Annotated in this window: 21 protein-coding genes; 6 read left to right on the forward strand and 15 right to left on the reverse strand. The window is 69.7% G+C overall.

Annotated elements, in window-relative coordinates:
- Positions 1 to 93: 93 nt before the first annotated feature.
- Complete coding sequence (locus NOW55_RS10805) at positions 94 to 846, reverse strand: alanyl-tRNA editing protein (RefSeq protein ID WP_256400101.1); 753 nt, start codon at positions 844 to 846, stop codon at positions 94 to 96.
- A gap of 115 nt (positions 847 to 961) precedes the next feature.
- Between NOW55_RS10805 and NOW55_RS10810 the strand changes: the two genes are divergently transcribed.
- The gene (locus tag NOW55_RS10810; protein WP_256400102.1) at positions 962 to 1,657 is read left to right on the forward strand and encodes an HD domain-containing protein; all 696 of its coding nucleotides are present in this window, start codon (positions 962 to 964) and stop codon (positions 1,655 to 1,657) included.
- A gap of 37 nt (positions 1,658 to 1,694) precedes the next feature.
- Here the strand turns inward: NOW55_RS10810 and NOW55_RS10815 are convergent, their stop codons facing one another.
- The 4 genes from NOW55_RS10815 to NOW55_RS10830 form a co-directional block, all read right to left on the reverse strand.
- On the reverse strand, positions 1,695 to 2,384 hold the full coding sequence (locus NOW55_RS10815; protein WP_256400103.1) for a LysE family translocator: 690 nt from the start codon (positions 2,382 to 2,384) through the stop codon (positions 1,695 to 1,697).
- A gap of 50 nt (positions 2,385 to 2,434) precedes the next feature.
- Positions 2,435 to 3,226: a TMEM165/GDT1 family protein gene (locus NOW55_RS10820; protein WP_256400104.1), complete on the reverse strand. Its 792-nt coding sequence runs from the start codon at positions 3,224 to 3,226 to the stop codon at positions 2,435 to 2,437.
- Complete coding sequence (locus NOW55_RS10825) at positions 3,223 to 3,921, reverse strand: metal-dependent transcriptional regulator (protein ID WP_256400105.1); 699 nt, start codon at positions 3,919 to 3,921, stop codon at positions 3,223 to 3,225. Before NOW55_RS10825 ends, NOW55_RS10820 begins: the two co-directional genes overlap by 4 nt.
- An 86-nt stretch (positions 3,922 to 4,007) precedes the next feature.
- The gene (locus NOW55_RS10830) at positions 4,008 to 5,207 is read right to left on the reverse strand and encodes a threonine synthase (RefSeq protein WP_256400106.1); all 1,200 of its coding nucleotides are present in this window, start codon (positions 5,205 to 5,207) and stop codon (positions 4,008 to 4,010) included.
- 116 nt (positions 5,208 to 5,323) lie between these two features.
- Here NOW55_RS10830 and NOW55_RS10835 point away from each other — a divergent pair, with 116 nt between their 5' ends.
- A complete protein-coding gene (locus NOW55_RS10835; RefSeq protein WP_256400107.1) occupies positions 5,324 to 6,592 on the forward strand; it encodes an NAD(P)/FAD-dependent oxidoreductase in 1,269 nt (422 codons plus the stop codon).
- A gap of 22 nt (positions 6,593 to 6,614) precedes the next feature.
- Here NOW55_RS10835 and NOW55_RS10840 read toward each other — a convergent pair whose 3' ends face one another.
- The 3 genes from NOW55_RS10840 to NOW55_RS10850 all read right to left on the reverse strand — a co-directional run bounded on the left by NOW55_RS10840 (position 6,615) and on the right by NOW55_RS10850 (position 8,998).
- A complete protein-coding gene (locus tag NOW55_RS10840; protein WP_256400108.1) occupies positions 6,615 to 7,313 on the reverse strand; it encodes a metallophosphoesterase in 699 nt (232 codons plus the stop codon).
- Positions 7,300 to 8,250: an archaeosortase A gene (gene artA, locus NOW55_RS10845; protein WP_256400109.1), complete on the reverse strand. Its 951-nt coding sequence runs from the start codon at positions 8,248 to 8,250 to the stop codon at positions 7,300 to 7,302. The genes NOW55_RS10840 and artA overlap by 14 nt, the downstream gene beginning before the upstream one ends.
- A 127-nt stretch (positions 8,251 to 8,377) precedes the next feature.
- Positions 8,378 to 8,998: a DnaJ domain-containing protein gene (locus NOW55_RS10850; RefSeq protein ID WP_256400110.1), complete on the reverse strand. Its 621-nt coding sequence runs from the start codon at positions 8,996 to 8,998 to the stop codon at positions 8,378 to 8,380.
- Between the two features lie 89 nt (positions 8,999 to 9,087).
- On the opposite strand from NOW55_RS10850, the gene NOW55_RS10855 reads away from it, so the two are divergent.
- Complete coding sequence (locus NOW55_RS10855) at positions 9,088 to 10,044, forward strand: alpha/beta fold hydrolase (RefSeq protein WP_256400111.1); 957 nt, start codon at positions 9,088 to 9,090, stop codon at positions 10,042 to 10,044.
- Here the strand turns inward: NOW55_RS10855 and NOW55_RS10860 are convergent.
- From NOW55_RS10860 to NOW55_RS10885, 6 genes are all read right to left on the reverse strand, one after another.
- The gene (locus NOW55_RS10860; protein ID WP_256400112.1) at positions 10,032 to 10,793 is read right to left on the reverse strand and encodes a proteasome assembly chaperone family protein; all 762 of its coding nucleotides are present in this window, start codon (positions 10,791 to 10,793) and stop codon (positions 10,032 to 10,034) included. The genes NOW55_RS10855 and NOW55_RS10860 overlap by 13 nt on opposite strands.
- Before the next feature lie 5 nt (positions 10,794 to 10,798).
- The gene (locus tag NOW55_RS10865; protein ID WP_256400113.1) at positions 10,799 to 10,981 is read right to left on the reverse strand and encodes an RNA-protein complex protein Nop10; all 183 of its coding nucleotides are present in this window, start codon (positions 10,979 to 10,981) and stop codon (positions 10,799 to 10,801) included.
- Positions 10,978 to 11,778, reverse strand: coding sequence for a translation initiation factor IF-2 subunit alpha (locus NOW55_RS10870; RefSeq protein ID WP_256400114.1), 801 nt, complete (start codon positions 11,776 to 11,778; stop codon positions 10,978 to 10,980). Before NOW55_RS10870 ends, NOW55_RS10865 begins: the two co-directional genes overlap by 4 nt.
- Positions 11,775 to 11,948 (reverse strand): 30S ribosomal protein S27e, encoded by a 174-nt coding sequence (locus NOW55_RS10875; protein WP_256400115.1) that lies wholly within the window; start codon positions 11,946 to 11,948, stop codon positions 11,775 to 11,777. Before NOW55_RS10875 ends, NOW55_RS10870 begins: the two co-directional genes overlap by 4 nt.
- A 4-nt stretch (positions 11,949 to 11,952) precedes the next feature.
- Positions 11,953 to 12,234 carry a 50S ribosomal protein L44e gene (locus NOW55_RS10880; protein ID WP_089731356.1) on the reverse strand — a complete coding sequence of 94 codons (282 nt, stop codon included), beginning with the start codon at positions 12,232 to 12,234 and terminating at the stop codon, positions 11,953 to 11,955.
- Between the two features lie 70 nt (positions 12,235 to 12,304).
- Positions 12,305 to 13,705: a hypothetical protein gene (locus NOW55_RS10885; RefSeq protein WP_256400116.1), complete on the reverse strand. Its 1,401-nt coding sequence runs from the start codon at positions 13,703 to 13,705 to the stop codon at positions 12,305 to 12,307.
- A gap of 139 nt (positions 13,706 to 13,844) precedes the next feature.
- Here NOW55_RS10885 and NOW55_RS10890 point away from each other — a divergent pair, with 139 nt between their 5' ends.
- Positions 13,845 to 14,111 carry an HAH_0734 family protein gene (locus NOW55_RS10890; protein ID WP_256400117.1) on the forward strand — a complete coding sequence of 89 codons (267 nt, stop codon included), beginning with the start codon at positions 13,845 to 13,847 and terminating at the stop codon, positions 14,109 to 14,111.
- Between the two features lie 10 nt (positions 14,112 to 14,121).
- Here NOW55_RS10890 and NOW55_RS10895 read toward each other — a convergent pair whose 3' ends face one another.
- Positions 14,122 to 16,749, reverse strand: a complete 2,628-nt coding sequence (locus NOW55_RS10895; RefSeq protein WP_256400118.1) for a DUF2298 domain-containing protein — start codon at positions 16,747 to 16,749, stop codon at positions 14,122 to 14,124.
- A gap of 151 nt (positions 16,750 to 16,900) precedes the next feature.
- Here NOW55_RS10895 and NOW55_RS10900 point away from each other — a divergent pair, with 151 nt between their 5' ends.
- On the forward strand, positions 16,901 to 17,683 hold the full coding sequence (locus NOW55_RS10900) for a glycosyltransferase (RefSeq protein WP_256400119.1): 783 nt from the start codon (positions 16,901 to 16,903) through the stop codon (positions 17,681 to 17,683).
- On the forward strand, positions 17,676 to 18,197 hold the full coding sequence (locus NOW55_RS10905) for a GtrA family protein (RefSeq protein WP_256400120.1): 522 nt from the start codon (positions 17,676 to 17,678) through the stop codon (positions 18,195 to 18,197). Before NOW55_RS10900 ends, NOW55_RS10905 begins: the two co-directional genes overlap by 8 nt.
- Positions 18,198 to 18,215: the final 18 nt, after the last annotated feature.

Genomic DNA, 18,215 nt, shown 5'->3' on the forward strand with positions numbered 1-18,215 from the left:
TCCGGCGATGCGTCCGACTGGGACATAAGGAGTCGGGTGTGTGGTGGGCTCGATGCACGGCAGCGATCCCGGGCAGACCCGGCCCGTGCCGACCTACGCCAGCTCGAACCGGATACGTTCGCCGTCGGAGCCGCGCGTCTCCCGACCGGTGACGGTGACGGTGCCGATGTCCGCCGTCGACTCGACGTGCGTGCCGGCGCAGGCGGTGCGGTCGTAGGGCTCGGCGGCGGCGTCGGCACGGTCGCAGGCACCCGCCGGCCCGTCGCCACCGATCTCGACGATGCGGAGTTCGGTGATGGAGTCCGGAAGCAGGTCGATGCGGGTGCGGTCGGTGTCGAGCTCGGCCTCGGCGGTGGCGCGGTCCATCTCGTACCAGCGGACGGGCAGCTCGTCGGCGACGAGGCCGTTCAGGCCGTCCTCGATGGTGGCGAGGTCGTCGTCGTCGAAACGGTCGTAGGCACAGTCGAGGCGGGCGCGGTCCGTGTACACCTGGTTGCCCGTGGTGGCCGCGTCGAACTCGTCGAGCAGGAGCGCCGAGAGGAGATGCTGGGCGGTGTGGTAGCGCATGTGGGCGTGGCGGCGGTCCCAGTCGAGCTCGCCGACGACGGCGGTGTCCGGCTCCGGCGGGTCGCCGTCGAGCGTGTGGTAGATGGTGTCCTTCTTCGCGACGTCGGTGACGGCCCACTCGGTGCCGTCGGCAGTCAGCGTGCCGGTGTCGGCGGGCTGGCCGCCGCCCGACGGGTAGAAGCAGGTGCGGTCGAGCACGACCCGGTCGCCGGCGACGCGCTCGACGGTCGCCTCGAACCGACGGGTGGCCGAATCTGTCAGGTAGAGCGCTTCAGTCACAGCAGAAACGAGGCTCTCCGGACACTTAATCCGCACTGTCGTAACGCCTAAGAGTTGTAGAGCCGTTTGTACGGATAACAATGACTACGGACCGTCTAATCTGGTGGGATTCTCTATGGGTGTCGAGATAAAGGAATCACGGGTCACCGACGAGGAGTTCGAGGAGATGCAAACGTTCGTGCACGATTACCTCCTCGCCAGCGTCGAGAACGAGGACGAAGGTGGCCGGATGCGCTGGTACCCGTGGCACTCCGCGGAGTACCGCTTCAACCACATCCTGAACGTCGTCGCCCTCGCGACGAAGATCGCGAAGCAGGAGGGCGCGGACGTGGACGTGACGCGGGTCGCCGCGCTGTTCCACGACATCGCGAAGCTCGACGCCGACCAGGACGTCCACGCCGAGGAGGGCGCTCGCGTCGCCCGGCAGTACCTCGAGACCCGCGGCGAGTTCCCGTCGTCGTTCGTCGACGAGGTGTGTCGCGCCATCGAGAACCACTCGTATCAGGGCGACCTCACGGACCTCTCGCTCGAGACCCGGTGTCTCATCGAGGCCGACGTGCTCGACAAGGTCGGCGCGAACGGCACGGCCCTGATGCTGCTCCGGATGGGCTACGAGGCCCGCACGCACATGGACGCCGCCGAGATGGTCGACCGGGTGCTGGAGCGCGGCCACGACGCCGCAGAGCGCATCGAGAGCGACACCGCCGAGAGCATCGCACACCAGCGGCTCAAGCGCGTGAGGTGGTTCCGCGAGTGGCTGGAGCTGGAGGTCGCCGAGATGGAGCTCGGCGACGTCGACCCCGTCGTCTGAGGCGGGCGACCGCTGATTCTGCGTCACGGAGCGACGGCTATACGGGTGCGAGCGTCCGCACCGCGTCCACCAGGAAGAAGCCGCCGAACAGCGCCAGCACGACCGCGCTCGCGCCAGCGACGGCCGGCGCGAACCGGTCGACGCGCTTGCCGACGGCGACGAGCGTCGCCGGGAAGCCGGTGACCCAGAGCAGGATGCCGCCGAAGAAACCGACGACGAGCGCGGGCGAGCCCGCCTGCACGACGACCGTGCCGGCCAGCGTCTCGCTCACGTAGGGGACGTGGGTGAACACGTCGATGGTGCGGTCGTCGAGCATGTGGACGCCGACGGTGAGCCAGAAGACGATCTGGTAGGGGTTCGTGAGCGCGAGCACGAACGCCTTGGAGAAGCCCTTGCGGTCGTCGTCGGGGTCGATGTCGACGAAGTCGGTCTCGCTCATCGCGTCCCGGGCCGCGCCGTAGGCGAAGTAGAGCATGAGGACGCCACCGGCGGCGACCATGACGCCCTTGACCGTCGGGACGGTTTCGACGAAGGCGACGACGCCGAGCCACGCGAGCACGAAGAAGCAGGCGTCGGCGGTGAACGCGCCGAGGCCAGCCCGGAAGCCGGCGAGCCAGCCGCCGAGGACGCTCTCCTCGGCGATTATCGCGTTCATCGGCCCGGGCGGGGAGGCGAGTGCGAAGCCGAACAGCAGCCCCGCGAGCAGCGAGGCGAGCGTCGATGCCATCGGCGGCGGTACGCGAGTGGGCTACAAAAGCCGACCGGAGGCGGCGAAGGCTACGGGAGGACTGCCAGCACGTCGACAGTCAGCGGAAGGGTGCCGCCGAGCCAGTTCGCGACGGCGAAGACGGCGTCCGTGGCCGCCTCGACGAACGTCTCCCAGAACGAGAAGCCCGTCAGCAGCGCCAGGAACGTGTCCAGCCCGAAGAATCCGAACAGCGCGGCGGAGCCGATGTGTGCCATCCGGAGGTTCACCCGGTGGGAGAACCGGTGGAAGACGTAGGCGTTCGCGAGGCTCACCGGGACGATGGCGAGCATCTCGCCCGTCCAGATGGCCGGCGTCGCACCGTACTGGGCCGCGAGCCCGATGGTGACGAGCTGGGTCTTGTCGCCGAACTCGCCGGCGGCCATCATGCCGAAGATGGGGAACCACGCGGCGAGGCTGGCGGGGAGCTCGTAACCGAACACGGTCCTGGTCTCGTCGAGGCCCTCGACCGACCGGAGGACGCCGCCGTCCGTCTCGACGCCGTCTTCGTCGCCGGTGCCGATGCTGTCGAAGCTGCGGTCGCCGTCCTCCGGCATCGAGTGCAGGAGCAGTCCGGCGAACACGAGGAAGAGGGTGCCGGTGAACACGTCGAGGTAGACGCCGGGAAGCACACGGAGCAGGAACTCGCCGAAGAGGATCTCCAGTGCGGTCCAGCCGGCGAACGCCGTGGCCGCGGCGGAGACGACGACGAGCGGGTGATAGCGCGCCGACAGCCCGGCGATGATGAACTGCACCTTCTCCCCCGGCAGCACGGCGAGCTGGGCGACGAACGCGACGACGACGATCTCCGCGAAGCCGGTCACGCCTCGGGCACCTCCTCGGTGGAGACGGCGTCGGTCTCGACCCGCTTGACGCGGATGGAGTCGGCGATCTCCTCCGGGAGGCTCTGTCGGCCGCCGTCACTGACCGCGACGGTGACCATCCCGAAGGGGGCCACGTCGACGATTCGGACGACCGTGCCGGGGGTGATGTTCGCGTCCTTCAGGTACCGGAGCTCGTCCTCGTCGCGGTCGCTGACGCGGGATATCTCGAGGAGGGTTCCGGGGTCGTGTGCGGACAGACGGGTGTGCTCGGCGTCCGCCGGTGGCGAGAGGTCGGCGTCCGGGATCGGGTCGCCGTGGGGGTCGACGGTGGGGTTGCCGAGCGCCTCGGCGACACGGCGCTCGAACTCCTCGGAGATGTGGTGTTCGAGCACGTCGGCCTCCTCGTGCACCTCGGACCAGTCGTAGTCGAGGTGTTCGGTGAGGTAGGCCTCCAGCAGCCGGTGGTGCCGCAGGACCTCGAGCGCGACGGTGATGCCCTCGTCGGTCAGCTCGACACCCTTGTACTTCTCGCGCTCCACGAACCCACGTTCGTCGAGCTTCTCGACCATGCTCGTCACCGTCGGCGGGGTGACGTCCAGGTACTCCGCGATTTCGGAGGTCGAGACCGGCGGGTCGTCGCGCTCCTGGAGGATGTAGATCGCCTTGAGGTAGTCCTCCATCACGTCGGAAAGCATCCTTGTCGAGAATTAGACGACTCTAAAGGAAAAGTTGCCCGGTTGCAGCAGCACGAGGTGGGTGGGAGCTGGAAACGAGGCGGCGGTCAGATACCCTGGCCCATCAGGTGGCTGCGGAGGATGTCGTCGTCCTTGTTGCCCGTGCCGGTGTTGACGAGCACGACGGTGTCGTCCTCGTCGAACTCGCCCTCCTCGGCGAGCTTCCACGCGCCCGAGGCGGCCGCGGCGCAGGTCGCGCCCATCTCCAGGCCCTCGTGCTGGGCGACGGTGATGGCGGCGTCGAGGATGTCTGGGTCGTCCGTCGCGACCGCACCGCCGTCGGACTCGCGGAGCACGTCGAGGATCCACGGGCTCGCGCCGGGGTCGGGTATCTCGATGCCGCCGCAGATGGTGTCGGGGTGCTCCCACGCCTCGTGGACGTCCTTGCCCTCCTGGAAGGCGGCGACGACGGGTGCACAGCCGGTCGCCTGCGCCGCGTAGAAGCCGGGCACGTCCTCGGTCAGCCCCAGTGCCTCGAACTCCTCCGCTGCCTTGTGCATCCCGACGAGGCCGACGCCGCCGCCGGTCGGGTAGACCACCGCGTCGGGGGTCTCCCAGTCCAGCTGCTCGGCGATCTCGTAGTACATCGTCTTCTTACCCTCGTGGCGGTACGGCGTCTCGAACGTCTTCACCGAGTACCAGTGCTCGTTCTCCGGGTCGGCCATCGCCTCGGCGAACGCCTCGCCCGCGTCGGTGATGCGCCCGCCGACGACGGTCATGTCGCCACCGTGGACGTTCACCATCGCCTTGTTCGTGAACCCGGAGCGCGCCGGGAGGAACACGTGCGAGTCCATGCCGGCCCGGGCGGCGTACGCCGAGGCGGCCTGGCCCGCGTTCCCCGCCGACGCCAGCGCCACGTCCGTCGCGCCGTGCTGGGCCGCCGCGGTCATCGCGACGGTCTGCCCGCGGTCCTTGAACGTGCCCGTCGGGTTGCGGCCCTCGTCCTTGATGTACACCTCGGCGACGCCCAGTTCGTCGGCCAGCGTCGGGCACTCGACGAGCGCCGTCGCCCCCTCGTCCATCGTCACCGCCGACCCGCGGGTGAACGGCAGGAGCTCGGCGTAGCGCCACATCGACTCGAACGGTCGGTCCGCGAGCGCCTCGCGCGACAGCGACACGTCGTCGTACGCGTAGGCGGGGTCGAGGATGCCGCCGCAGTCGGGACAGCGGTGTGTCTCCGCCGCGGCGTCGAAGCGCTCGCCGCAGTCGACGCAGTCCAGTCCCACGAAGGCCTCGGTCGTCTCCATGCGCGGGCGTTGGGACGGGGTGTCCTAAGCCCTGTCCATGTCGGCGTCGCCCGGACAGAGCCGGTCGCCGACACCGCGACCAGCGCGGTTTTCATCCCCGTGGCCGAAGGGCGGGTATGGACGCAGACGTCATCGTCGTCGGTGGCGGGTTGGCTGGGCTGATCGCCGCCCGCCGAATCGCCGACGCGGGTGCCGACGTGCGACTGTACGAGCGCGAGGAGACGGTCGGCGGGCGCGTCCGGTCGACCCACGGGGACGGCTTCACCTTCGACCGTGGGTTCCAGGTCGTGTTCACCGGCTACCCCGCGGTGCAGGCGGAGCTGGACCTCGACGCGCTCGACCTGCGGACGTTCGCGGCGGGGGCGTGCATCTGTCGCCCCGGCCATCGCTCCATCCTCTCGGACCCGTTCCGCGACCCGTCGGCGCTGACCGAGTCGGTGCTGAACCGGGACGTGACGGTGAGGGACAAGCTCCGGACGCTGAAGCTGAAACGGGAGCTGTCGGGCCGGTCGACGGAGGCCATCTTCCAGGGGCCCGACACCGACATCGAGTCCTACCTCGGCTCGCGTGGCTTCTCCCGGAAGTACGTCGAGAACTTCGCTGCGCCGTTCTACGGCGGCATCACGCTCGACCGGTCGCTCTCGACCTCCAAGCGCGTGTTCGAGTACACGTTCAAGATGCTCTCGGCGGGCGAGACGGCGGTGCCTGCCGGTGGGATGGGCGAGATACCGGGACAGCTCCGCGAGCGCGCAGCGGCGGCCGGCGTGGACGTGCGGACGGGTGCGACCGTCACCGAGGTCGACTCGGACGAGGGGGACGCGACGGTCACCGTCGACGTTGCGTCCGTCGAGGCCGACGCCGTCGTCGTCGCCACGGACCCCAGAGCGGCACGGGAGCTGACCGGCGTCTCGGCCATCCCCCGGCGGGGCCACGCCTGTGTCACGCAGTGGTTCTCGCTGTCGGGCCGCGACGCGCTCGACGCCGGCACGCGGCTCATGCTCAACGCCACCGAGCAGGGCCCGAACCAGTTCGCCGACCACACCGCCGTCGCGCCGGAGTACGCCCCCGACGGTGTCAGGCTCCTCAGCGCGACGTTCCTCGGCGAGCGCGAGGAGAGCGACGACGGACTGGCGGCGCAGGCCAAGGAGACCCTCGAATCCTGGTACCCGGAGCGTCGCTTCGACGACTTCTCGCTCGAACACACCGACCGCATCCCGTTCGCGCAGTTCCAGCAGCCGCCGGGCTTCTCCGAGTCGCTGCCGGACACACGCGACCCGAGTGGCCCGGTGTACCTCGCCGGCGACTACACGCGCTGGTCGTCCATCCAGGGCGCGATGCAGAGCGGTCAGGACGCCGCCGCGGCGGTCCGCGAGGACCTCGGGTAGCCGGAGTGCCCGCCTCGGGTGCTCAGAGCACCTGCCGTAGCTCGCCGAGCGGCGGGAACCGCAGCGTCTCGTCGGCGTCGGAATCCCGGACGACCGGGTGCAAGCCGCCGGCCCGCCGGACCAGCGGCGAGTCGAAGTCGCGGGCGCGCATCCCGTTGACGACGACGCCCGGCGCGAGCGTGGTGAACGGCGGGAGCATCAACACGGGGACGCCGTCGTAGGCGTCGGCCCCGTACAGCAGGCACGGGTGGCGTCTCCCCTCGACCGCCAGCACCGGATGGTCGTGGCCGACGACGTAGCGGTCACCCGTCTCGCCGGGCTCCTCGTGGCCGTGGCAGACGACGGTCCCGGAGTCGAGTTTGTGGGCGTCGTGGACCGGCTCGCTCGCGACGCGGTCGAGCTGACGGTCGTGGTTTCCCCGGACGAGCACCGGCTCCGCGCCGGCGTCGTGGATCGTCGAGACGACCGCGTCGAGCGACTCGCGCACCGGGACCGGAACGGCGTCGAACCGGTGGAGCACGTCGCCCGCGAAGACGACCGTCTCGGGCTCGAACCGGCCGAGAAGTGCCCCGAGCCGGTCGAGCGTGTCCTGACGCTCGTTCAGCGGGAACTCGACGTTGGAGGCGTGCGCACGACCGAGGTGGATGTCCGCGACGACGAGCGTGTCGTCAGCCGGGAGGAAGACGCCCCTGTCACCGGCGACGAACTCACTCCTGGACATCGCCGCCGTCGGTCCGCACGTCCGGCGAGACGCCCAGCGCGTCCTCGAGGTCGTACTCCGTCCCGGTCGCGACGAACAGCACCTCCTCGAGGATGGCGAGCAGCTCGGGGACGACCTTCACGACGAGCCAGGTGATGCCGACGAGCGCGACGACCGAGGCCATCTGGGAGACGACGCTGTGGGCGAACCAGAACGAGGCCTCGATGGGTTCGATGCCGGCGAAGCCAGCGAGGGTGAGAACAGGCTCCATCGCGAACCAGCCCTTGCCGGCCGCGATGGCGACGAACACGTTGCGGACGATGTTCAGCACCCAGATCACGGGGATGGCGATGGCGAGCGACTTGAGCTTCCGGTGGAGCGGTGCCTCGACCGCGACGATGAGGCCCGCGAAGATGGCCATCGAGCCGATGCCGGTGCAGGCGTAGACGATGTACGTGCTGAACGCGTCCGGCCCGAAGTAGAAGTAGTTCATGTAGCCGTACTCCGGGCCGGTCGTGAACTCGGGATGGTAGCCGAGCTGGTTGATGCCCCAGAGCGTCTGGACCGCGACCGTCTCGATGAGGAACTCGCGGATGGCGGGGATTGCCTGCGTCGGGAAGTAGACCAGACCCATCACGCCCACCGCCCGCGAGAGGACGTGCAGCCGTTCGCGGCCGCCGAGGATGAGGTAGCCGGTGTAGATGGAGGCCGGGACGGCAAAGAGCGCGAGGCCGCCCTCGACGAAGCTCTTGACCTCGAACGCGAAGTGCGGGAACACCGCCAGCCAGAACAGGCCGAACAGGCCCCACGTCGCCGCGAGTACGTACCGCGCGATGTCCCTGTCGTAGACGTCGACCAGCGCGCCGACGAGGAACGCCGCGATCATGACCCACGCGAACAGGTCGGTCGCGGTCATCCCGAACACCGTCGGTCCAACGACGGCCGGGAGGAAGTTCATATCCACTGCAAGGTGGTTCTCGGTTAAAGTCCTAACGCCATCCTACGATGGGATTACCGCCGGGTAACCCGGGGGACGCGTCGTGGTGTGTCCCGACGAGCGTCGACCGCCGTGCCCGCGAGCCAGGTCAGTCCGCGTGCTCCTTCGCCGTCGTGTACGCGTTTCGGACCTCCCGGAACGCCTCCTCGTCGCCGCCGTGGTCCGGGTGGACCTCCATCACCCGCTCGCGGTAGGCGTCCCGGACCTCGTCGGTCGAGGCCGCCGGAGAGAGGTCGAGGGCCCGGAACGCGCGCTCGACGGCGTCGGGTTCGCTCGCCGGCTCCCACTGCAGTTCGGGCACCTCGAACGGGAGCCGTCGACCGAGGTGGTGGCCGGGCATCTCGTGCTCGCACAGCACCGCGTGCGTCCCCCTCGCCTGGATGTCGAAGAACGCCTGCCCGTCGAACGTCACCGCGACGTCGCGTTCGGGAAGGTAGAACGCCACGGTGTGTCCGGCGACCGGATGGCCCTCGGCGTAGCGCTCGCCGATCTCGTCGAGGTAGCGACGGATCTCCGCGTGCCGGCGGGCCTGTCCACGTTCGGGCTCGTCGCTCCGGCGGCCCGGCGGACTCGGAAACAGCTGCTCACCGACGACGAACATCGCCGCCGAGAACGCGGCGAAGACGACGCCGAGCGACAGCCCCGCCAGCACCCACGACGGGAGCGTCGCCGCCCACTCGAAGCCGAGGGCGAGCGGTTGCAGTACCACGACGGGCCGTAGGTGTTGCGCGGTAAAGAAAACAGCGGACCGAAGACGTTCGGGGCACGTTGATGATTCTGGCCCGCGTCCGTGGACGTATGCACAGCGAGCACGAGCGAGCGGGAGACACCGGTCGGGCGGACCGGGCGGGAGCCGAGCGCGGGTCGACGGGGGCCGATGGCGCTCCACCAGCGGGGGACGTCTCGCCAGCGCGGCTCCGGAGCCGGTACGTCGATCTGGACCGGGTCCGTGTCCGGTACTACGCCGCGGGTGACCCGACGGCCCCACCGGTCGTACTCCTCCACGGCGGCGGTCTCGACGAGGCCCGACTCTCGTGGCGACACACGATCACCGGACTCGCCGACGTGTCCAGGGTGTACGCGCTGGACTGGCCCGGATACGGCGCGAGCGGTCCGCCGGCCGAGACGCCGACGCTGGGCTACTACGCCGACGTGCTGACCGACTTCCTCGACGCGGTCGACGTCGAGCGCGCGACGCTCGTCGGCATCTCGATGGGTGGCGGCGTGGCGCTCCGGGCTGCCGTCGACAGCACCGAGCGCGTCGCCCGGCTCGTGCTCGTCGACAGCTACGGCCTCGGAAGCACGGTTCCCGGCGGCCGGCTGGCGAGCTGGTTCGCCGGCCTCGACCGGACGAACCGGCTCCTCTGGTGGAGCCTCGGCCGCAGCCGGTGGCTCGTCGGGCGGACCCTCGCGGGCGTCACCGTCTCGCCCGACGCCGCGCTCGTCGACGACGCCGTGACCGCCCTCTCGCGGCCCGCGAGCGGGCGTGCCTGGCGAGCGTTCCAGCGTCACGAGCTCCAGCCCGACGGACTGCGGAGCTCGTTCGTCGAGGACCTCCCGCACGTCACCGTCCCGACGCTGATCGTCCACGGGGAGCGAGACCCGGTCGTCCCCGTCGACTGGGCCGTCCGTGCGACGACGCTGCTGCCGGACGCGACGCTACGGGTGCTCTCGAACTGTGGACACATGCCACCCCGGGAGCGCCCCGGGGCGTTCCTCGGCGCAGTCGAAGCGTTCCTGTCTCAGCCGATGTAGCGCAGGTCGTCGTCGCTCGGCACGTTGGCCTGCTGTTGCTGCTCCATCTCCTGTATCTTCCCGATGACCTCCTCCATCTCGTCGGCGCGCTCCTCCAGCGAGGCGTAGTCCACGTCCATCCCGAGCATCGCCTCGAGCACCTCCAGCACGGCGCGGGCGCTCTTGGGGTCGACGAGGTAGCCCGAGGTCTCGCCCATCAGGCAGGCGGCCTCGACGTCGCGGCGCGCGCCCAGCCCGAGCAGCAGGCCGGAGACGCCGACGATGCCGCCAGCGGGCTCGTCCTCGCGGAACTCGACGTCCTCCGCTTCGAGGGCCTCGACGATGGACTCCTGGGTCGCCGCCCCGAGCACCGCGTACTCCTCGATAAGCTCGCCGGTCGGGACGCCGCCGAGCGCGTACAGCTCCTCGCAGCCGAACTCCTCGGCCACGTCGAGCACCGCGCTCGCGAGGCGGTAGTGGCCCTCGTTGGTCTGTGCCTGGTGGTCACCGGTCAGGACCAGCAGGTCACGCCCCTCGGTCTCGACGGCGTGGAACTCGAGATGGGTGAGCTCCGCGATGCCGTCGTGGCCCACGTCGACCTGCGGCGGCAGGTCGTGGGAGTAGAGCCGCCGGACGAGCGTCCCATCGTACTGGTCGAGGATGTGCTCGGCCGCCAGCTTGCCGACGTGGCCGACGCCCGGCAGCCCTTCGATGAACGCCGGGTCGGAGAGTTCGGCCGAATCGACAGTCTCGATGTCGAGTGACTCCATACCCGCTACTCGTGGTCGGCGCGCTTAAGAGCGCGTCGGTAGTCGCCGTAGCTGTCCTCGGGGTCGACCGGGGCCGGGGCGCTGTTGACGGCCTCGGCTCCGCAGTCGGGACAGCTGTCAGAAAGGGTGTACACCGGGCGTCGGTGGCGGTCGCGCCACGCCGAACACACCCGGATGTCCGACTTCATTCGTCGTCCGAACGACGCTCGCGGTGGTACTCGCCGGTCCCACCGTGCTCCTCGATGGCGACCTCCGCCCGTTCGGCGGCCGCCTCGAGTTCGGATTCCGCGGTCTTGTAGTTCGGTGCCTTCACGCGGATGCGGTACTCGGGCGAGCCGACGTAGGTCACGTCGAGCTCGACCTCGTCCGGCACCTCGCCGTTGCCTTCGGCGGCCTGCAGCGCCTCCTGCACGTCGTCGACGCCGCTCGGGTTCGGGCTGCGCAGGTCGACGTAGCCGGTGACGGTGACGTACGGCACCGACACGTTGTCGCGTGCGGTGTCGACGAGCTGCTCGACCTCCTCGTCGGCGAGGTCCGTGCTCGAGAGCGCCTCGGGGCCGTGGATGGCCGCCTGCTCGAAGCCGTCGTAGAGGCTGCCGAACTCGGCGAGCAGCTCGTTGGCGACGGATGCGTACTGCTCGTCGCTGACGTCCTCGCCGAACGCGAGCAGCATCCAGTTGTCGGCCTTCTGCTCGTTCTTCCACTCCTGGATCTTGTCCGACCGCTGGTGGTCGTTGACGTCCTTGATGGAGAGGTCGATCTGCTGGGAGTCCTCGTCGACGTCGAGTACCTTACAGACGACGGTCTGGCCCTCTCCGACGTGGTCGCGGACGTTCTTGATCCATCCGCTGGCGACCTCGCTGATGTGGACGAGGCCACGCTTGTCCTCGTACTCCTTGAGGTCGACGAAGACGCCGAAGTCCTCGATCTCGTCGACGTCGCCGACGACGAGTTCGCCCTTCTCGGGCCAGCCGCTGTACTTCATCGTGCGTCGACCGTCTCCACGACCTCGTGGGGGATCTCCGCCTTCCCACCGGTCGGGGTGGCGAGCGTGGTGCCACACACCGCGCAGTTGACGGTGGTCGAGGCGTTCCCGAACACGATCTGTTCGTTCTCGCAGTCGTTACACCTGACTCGGATGAAATCTCCTGCCATGGGTTTACTCCTGAAGCTCCAGTCGACCGGCACGCCATCCCGGGCGGAGGTGCGCCTTGCCGCACTCACCGCAGCGGTACTTGAGGTCGGTCTTCTTCGTGGGCTTGTCGCCACCGGGGACCTTCGAGAAGCGACCGGCGTTCCCGATGACCTTCTTCCCCTCGCGCTGCTTCCGCTGGTCTTTCTTCATACCCGAGCTCCGGCCCGTGCGGACCTTCTCCACCTCGTGCTCGTGGTGCTCGTTGCAGTGAGGACAGTACGTGTTGAAACGTCGTGGCATCTGCATAGATATCGGCCTCTTGGAATCACGTTGTCTCCGGCACTTTAAAACCCGTTTGGTTCGCCGTCGCCGGCCGCTACTTCCCCGAATCGGCCGCCTCACCGGCGGAGCCGTCGTCGGTGAGCTCCTCGTCCTCGTCACTGGCCGTGTCCGTGGCTTCGTCACCGCCGGTCGTCGCGCCGCCGGTGCCGGCGTCGAGCGGCGGGTCGCCCTGGAACGCCTCGCCGAGCTGTTCGCGCCACTCCTCGGTCGCCGCGAGGTCGGCCTCCAGCTCGGCGACGTGGTCGGCGAGCTCGGTCATCGACTCGCCGTGGCGCTCCTCGATGTCCGCGATCCGGGACTGGACCCCGGCGAGGTCGTCCGCGAGCGAGTCGGCACGCGCGTCGACCTCGTCGGTGCGGCCGCCGACGCGGTCGAGGCGCGCGTTCGTCCGGTCGAGGCCCTCGTCGAGCGTCGTCACGTCGTCGGCCACGGCGTCGACCCGGTCGTCGATGCGGTTCTCGACCGCCTCGAACCGGCCCTCGACCGCGGCGAAGCGCTCGTCCACGGCGTCGAACCGGTCGTCGACGGTGTCGAGGCGCTCAGCGGTGCCGGCCAGCCGCTCGTCCACCGCGTCGAGCCGGTGTCCGAGGGAGTCGTATTCGCCGGCGTCGGCGTCGAGCCGCCCCTCGACGGCGGTGACCGCCTCGCGCGCCGCCGCGATGTCGGCCTGCATGTCGTCGACGATCTCGGTCGCGGTGCCGTGCTCGTCGATGAGGTCGCCGAGGCCGTCGGCGTACGCCGCGAACTCCTCGAGACGCGCCTCCAGGTGCTGGAAGTGGACCTCCTCGCTGCGGGCCTGCCCGGGCGCGACGTGCTCGCGCAGTCGCTCGGCCTGCTGCTCGCCGACCGTCCCCGTCTCGAAGGCGTCGATCAGTGCCTCGACGACGGCGTCGGGTGGCAGCGCGGACACCACGGCCTCGGCCGACAGCACGTCCGCGACTGCCTCGCTGGACAGCGCCGCGGCGACCACCTCGGGGGTGAGGGCGTCGGCGACGGCGTCCTCCGTGAGTTCGGCGTCGGACACCGTCGTCGTGTTCCCCCCCGTCCGTGACCGCGTGCCGTCGGAGTCCACGGGGTCGACCATATCGATGTACGGTTCACCGAACACCGGTTGGACGCGGTCAAGCTCGGCCGTCGCGACCACGTAGCCCGTCGTCACGGTGTCCCCGGCCGGCAGGATGTCGACGAGGACGAGCGTGCCCTCGCCGTCCTCGAGCAGCCAGTCGCCGTGTCCGGTGGCGTCGAGGTCGAGCGTCTCGACCGGGAACGCCCGGCCCAGCGACTCCTCGAGGCGGACGGCGGCGGTGTCCGACCGCTCCGACGTGATGCGGTACTTCACCGTCATCGCCCCATCCCCCGGCTGGATACCCTTTGCTACCCGAATCCCGTCTTTGGTGGTCGACTTCGTGTTGCTCAGTGAGTCCGTCGAATGCATGGACGCCCCTCCGTTCTCCCGTCGTACACACCCCACCACCATTAATTTCACGACGGTTCAAACCCCAATCATATCGCGAGACGGCGCGTTCGTCGGATGCTTCGACACGCTTAATGTGGGGCTGTCCGAACCGGCGCACATGAAGCGGCTCATCATCGACGGGGACCCCGGCATCCGGAAGGACGCCATCATCGACTACGACGGCGAGGAGGTCCACTGTTTCTCGGTGACGCGCAACGGCGACTGGCACGGCCCCGAACGCGTCCAGCTCTGGTGCATCGTGGGGAGCGAAGACGAGCACGACGACTTCATGCGGCGCAACTTCATCCCGCACCACCTGGAGGTGGACCGCGTCGAGGCCGAGGCGGTCGACGTCATCAAGGCCAAGGGCGAACTCGCCGTCTGAACGCTCCTTCTCAGCGGCTCCGATTCGCGGTCCCGAGTGCCGACCGGTCGACCTCGTAGATCACCACGTCCCCGAAGCGCTCGGCCACGGAGATGTACGGCTCGGCGGCGAGGTCGTCGACGGTCTGGTGCTGGCGCTCGTGCGGCCCGACGTAGATGTACTGTACGTCGTACGTTGCCAGCACCTCGGCTCTGGCGGTGCTGTTTCCGGTGTACACCGTCCGGACTTCGCCGACACGTTCCTGCCAGCCCGCCTCCGTGTGGTAGTTCGAGGCGTGCGTCCAGCCGGCGATGGTCGGGAGCCCGGTCATCGATGAGACCCCGCTGACGAGCTGTGTGGACGGCGAGTTGATGCCGTAGACGTGCTCTCGTGTCGGCTGTTCGACGACGACGGGCCGACCCTCGCGGTCGTCCAGCCACTCGATGGCCGCCGACTGGTCCGGGTAGGTGCCTTCAGCCCATGCCTTGCTGTCGAGCGTGTTGGCGTCGTTGGTCTCGAAGTGCCCGCTGAGCGCCAGCCCGCCGTACACCGAGAGCGAGACGACGAGGACGACGGCGAGCCCGACCGAGGCGACCTGGCCGGCGCGCTGTCCGCTCGCGGAGCGTCGCGCCGCGAGGCGCTCGCCGATGCTCCAGTCGGGCCACTGCCGGGCGACCACGTCGACGAGCATCACGCCGGCGGCGGTGCCCCAGAGCACCCACACCTGCATGTAGAACTTGAACACCGTGTTGTAGCGCCCGCTGCCGGCCCGCTCGGAGACGTAGATGAACTCGACCATCGTCACGAGGCCGACGGCGGCGACGAGCAGCACCGTCTCGTAGCCGAGGTCGCGGCCGAGTCGGAGCGTCATCCACCCGAGCGCGAGCACCGGGAAGACGACGGCGAGTATCGCGAGGTCGACGGCGATGGCCGCCGCCGCGAGCACGAGGAACGCTGCGATGGCGAGCGCGACGATCTGGGTGTCGGTGTCGAAGCCGGCCACGGCCGCGCCGACGGCGACGACCACCGTCGCACCGTAGACGCCGAGTGCACCGAACGGCGCGCCGAACGTACCCGTCGCGGCGACGGTGACGCCGATGGCGAGCAGGAACAGCAGCGCGGCTGGTCCGCGCTCGTCGGCCTCGACCTGTGTGACCGCGAGCAGCCCGCCCCCGCCGACCAGTACGAGCGGCACCGGAATCCAGCCGCCGATGGCGTTGGCGACCGCGACGGCGGCGAGGACCGTGAGCGGGGCGACCATCCCGAGGTCCGGCTCCAGATCGGGCTCGATTCTCGGTGCGAGGAACGCGGCCGAGACGAGCAGGAACGCGCCGTGGACGAGCAGCAGGCCGGACGCGCCGCTACGCCCGGGGAGCAGCGCGAGCGACTGGCCGCTCGTCGCGCCGGTGAAGAAGGGGAACGCGACGAGCGCGCCGAGCAGGCCGACGGCGATGCCGGCGACGCCCGCGCCGAGCATCCGCAGTATCTCCGAGACGGCGCGGCTGTCGGTCGCCGGGTCCAGCCGCTCCCAGACCGACGCCGGCAGGAGCGAGGCCGGATGCGCGCCCGCAAAGAGCACCGCGAGCGTCGTCAGCCCGGCGACGGAGGGGTAGCTCCAGGTGTTCACGACCGCGAGTAGGCCAGCGAGCAGGGGCGCACACACGAACACGTACGCGCGTCGTCGCCACACCTGCGCGGCGGGCGTCAGCCAGTAGGCGAAGCCGACCGCGGCGGTCACGAGCAGCAGCGGCGTGCTCATCATGTGGGCGTGCAGGTCGCCGTTGAGGAACGCGAACAGGGGGAACTCGTTGATGGTGTTCGGGATGACCCGGCTCGCCGGCCAGTAGTAGAACTGGTCCGGGCCGAGCGCGAGGTCGGTCCACGTGTGACCGAACGCTCGGACCGCTTCGGGACCATCCTGCGCCGCTGGGTTCTCGTCGATGTACGTCTTCATGCTCGACGGGAGCAGCCAGACGACGAGGCGTGCGACCGGCGCGAGGTTGCTCGCGAAGCCGACGAAGAAGAGCGCGAGCGCGCCGGCGACGGTCCGGGGCAGGTCGCGTTCTGCCGCGAGGTTCCGTGCGAGGCCGAACGCAGCGCCGACGAGTGCGCCGAAGAACGTCGCGAGGGCGAGGTTGTAGGCGTAGCGCGGTGCGATACCGGTCAGGCGGGTGAGCTGTGCGGCGATGAGGTGGCCGCCGTAGTAGTACTGTACCCGGTCGCCCGCGTACCAGAAGTCCTCCGGCGGGAGGCTCTCGGCCCGGACGAGCGACTTCAGCAGACCGAAGTCGAGGAACTTCTCGCCCCCGCCGGCGTAGATACCCGGGTCGGCGTTCCGGATGGCGACGACGAGCGCGAAGCCGACGGCGACAGCCGCCAGCCCGAGTCCGACCGACTCCCAGTCCGGCTCGTGGTCGCGGGACAGTGCGAACGCCGAACCGCCACCGAGCACCACGAGCGACGCGATTAGCGCCGGCCAGCCGAACGCCACCTGTCCGACGAGGTAGCTGACGACGCCGACGGCCGCCAGCGCGAAGGGGAGGGCGAGGGTCCCGCCCCGGTCCGACAGGGGGGCGAAGACGAACGACGCGAGGGGTGCGGCGATGGCGGCCAGTCCGGCCACGGTGGCGAGCCACAGCAGGACCAGCCCGTACTCCATGTTCGAGAACGGAGGCGGCGGCGGGTAAGGACTTTTCCCTTCGCCGATTCCCCGCGATGACGGGGCAGTGGGCCGCCGTCCGCCGATGCGGGGTATCTGTCCCGGCCGGAAACGAATGGTTTTACTCCCCTGGGGGACGCGTTTCGAACAGATGAGCCGGTCCGTCGGCGTCGTCGTTCCCGCGTACGAACCGGTGGTCGATAGCCTCGTCGACTACCTGCACGCCCTCCACGACCACCTCGACCCGGCGACGGTGCGCATCGAACTCGACGCGCCAGACGCGGCGACACTCGCCGCGCTCGAGGACGAGCCCTGCACCGTCAACGCCGTCGACCGTCGTCGTGGAAAGGGTGCTGCCATCACCTGCGGGTTCGAGGCGCTCGACACCGACGTCCTCGCCTTCGCCGACGCCGACGGCGCGACCCCCGCCGACTCCATCGTCGACGTGGTCCAGCCAGTCGTCGATGGCACCAGCAAACTCGCCGTCGGCTCGCGCCGACACCCCGACGCGGACGTGCGCTCCCACCAGACCGTCGCACGGCGCTACCTCGGCGACGGCTTCGCCTTCCTCGCGCGCACGCTCCTCTCGGTGCCGCTCTACGACTTCCAGTGCGGTGCGAAGGCCATCGACGCCGAGGCGTGGGCCAGCGTCCGAGACCACCTGTACGAGCCCGGCTTCGCCTGGGACATCGAGCTCGTCGCCATGGCCGCCGCGCTCGGCTACGACCCCGTCGAGGTGCCCGTCACCTGGGAGGACCAGCCCGAGTCCACCGTCTCGCCCGTCGGGACGACGGTCGAGCTCGGCGTCTCGCTGCTCAAGTCCCGCCATCGCGTGAAGCGTCTCCAGGGGAGCTCGTTCCACCGATTCGTCGCTTCCCGGCGGACGACCCGCGTCTCGCTCGTCGACCGACTCGGAGCCGAGACCGATGAGTGAGGACGAGCGCGTGGCGGGGCGGACCGACGCCGACGAGGCCGGGACCGACGGCGGGACGGCCGGTCTCCTCGACGGCGACGCCGCCGAACTCGTCTCCGGTACCCGGTTCGGCCAGTTCGCCTCCGTCGGCGTCGTCGGCGCGCTGTTCGACGTGACCACCTCGACCGCGCTGAAGGAGCTCGGCGTCTTCCCGGAGCTCGCGGTCTTCATCGGCATCGAGGTCGCCGTCGTCGTCATGTTCCTGCTCAACGACAGCTGGACGTTCTCCGGGCAGGGCCACGACGGCCTCCTGGCGACGCTCCGCCGGCTCGCCCGCTCGAACCTCGTCCGCCTCGGCGGTATCGCCGTGCAGCTCGCGACGTTCGGATTCGTCTACCGGGTCATCGCCCTCGAACTCACGGTCGCGACCATCGACGGCTGGTTCGTCCTCTCGAAGGTCACCGGCATCGGCGTCGCCATGTTCGTCAACTACGTCGCCGAGAGTCTGTTCACCTGGCGCGTCCACGCGGAATAAAGAGGCTGTCGGTCGGAG

The organism is Haloarchaeobius litoreus, from assembly GCF_024495425.1.
Classification (GTDB): Archaea; Halobacteriota; Halobacteria; order Halobacteriales; family Natrialbaceae; genus Haloarchaeobius; species Haloarchaeobius litoreus.

Bases quoted from the DNA above. Each gene is read 5' to 3' on its own strand.
- NOW55_RS10810 (WP_256400102.1), top strand. From the start codon at position 962: ATGGGTGTCGAGATAAAGGAATCACGGGTCACCGACGAGGAGTTCGAG.
- NOW55_RS10815 (WP_256400103.1), bottom strand. From the start codon at position 2,384: ATGGCATCGACGCTCGCCTCGCTGCTCGCGGGGCTGCTGTTCGGCTTC.
- NOW55_RS10825 (WP_256400105.1), bottom strand. From the start codon at position 3,921: ATGCTTTCCGACGTGATGGAGGACTACCTCAAGGCGATCTACATCCTC.
- NOW55_RS10830 (WP_256400106.1), bottom strand. From the start codon at position 5,207: ATGGAGACGACCGAGGCCTTCGTGGGACTGGACTGCGTCGACTGCGGC.
- NOW55_RS10835 (WP_256400107.1), top strand. From the start codon at position 5,324: ATGGACGCAGACGTCATCGTCGTCGGTGGCGGGTTGGCTGGGCTGATC.
- NOW55_RS10840 (WP_256400108.1), bottom strand. From the start codon at position 7,313: ATGTCCAGGAGTGAGTTCGTCGCCGGTGACAGGGGCGTCTTCCTCCCG.
- artA (WP_256400109.1), bottom strand. From the start codon at position 8,250: ATGAACTTCCTCCCGGCCGTCGTTGGACCGACGGTGTTCGGGATGACC.
- NOW55_RS10855 (WP_256400111.1), top strand. From the start codon at position 9,088: ATGCACAGCGAGCACGAGCGAGCGGGAGACACCGGTCGGGCGGACCGG.
- NOW55_RS10860 (WP_256400112.1), bottom strand. From the start codon at position 10,793: ATGGAGTCACTCGACATCGAGACTGTCGATTCGGCCGAACTCTCCGAC.
- NOW55_RS10865 (WP_256400113.1), bottom strand. From the start codon at position 10,981: ATGAAGTCGGACATCCGGGTGTGTTCGGCGTGGCGCGACCGCCACCGA.
- NOW55_RS10870 (WP_256400114.1), bottom strand. From the start codon at position 11,778: ATGAAGTACAGCGGCTGGCCCGAGAAGGGCGAACTCGTCGTCGGCGAC.
- NOW55_RS10875 (WP_256400115.1), bottom strand. From the start codon at position 11,948: ATGGCAGGAGATTTCATCCGAGTCAGGTGTAACGACTGCGAGAACGAA.
- NOW55_RS10880 (WP_089731356.1), bottom strand. From the start codon at position 12,234: ATGCAGATGCCACGACGTTTCAACACGTACTGTCCTCACTGCAACGAG.
- NOW55_RS10885 (WP_256400116.1), bottom strand. From the start codon at position 13,705: ATGCATTCGACGGACTCACTGAGCAACACGAAGTCGACCACCAAAGAC.
- NOW55_RS10890 (WP_256400117.1), top strand. From the start codon at position 13,845: ATGAAGCGGCTCATCATCGACGGGGACCCCGGCATCCGGAAGGACGCC.
- NOW55_RS10895 (WP_256400118.1), bottom strand. From the start codon at position 16,749: ATGGAGTACGGGCTGGTCCTGCTGTGGCTCGCCACCGTGGCCGGACTG.
- NOW55_RS10900 (WP_256400119.1), top strand. From the start codon at position 16,901: ATGAGCCGGTCCGTCGGCGTCGTCGTTCCCGCGTACGAACCGGTGGTC.
- NOW55_RS10905 (WP_256400120.1), top strand. From the start codon at position 17,676: ATGAGTGAGGACGAGCGCGTGGCGGGGCGGACCGACGCCGACGAGGCC.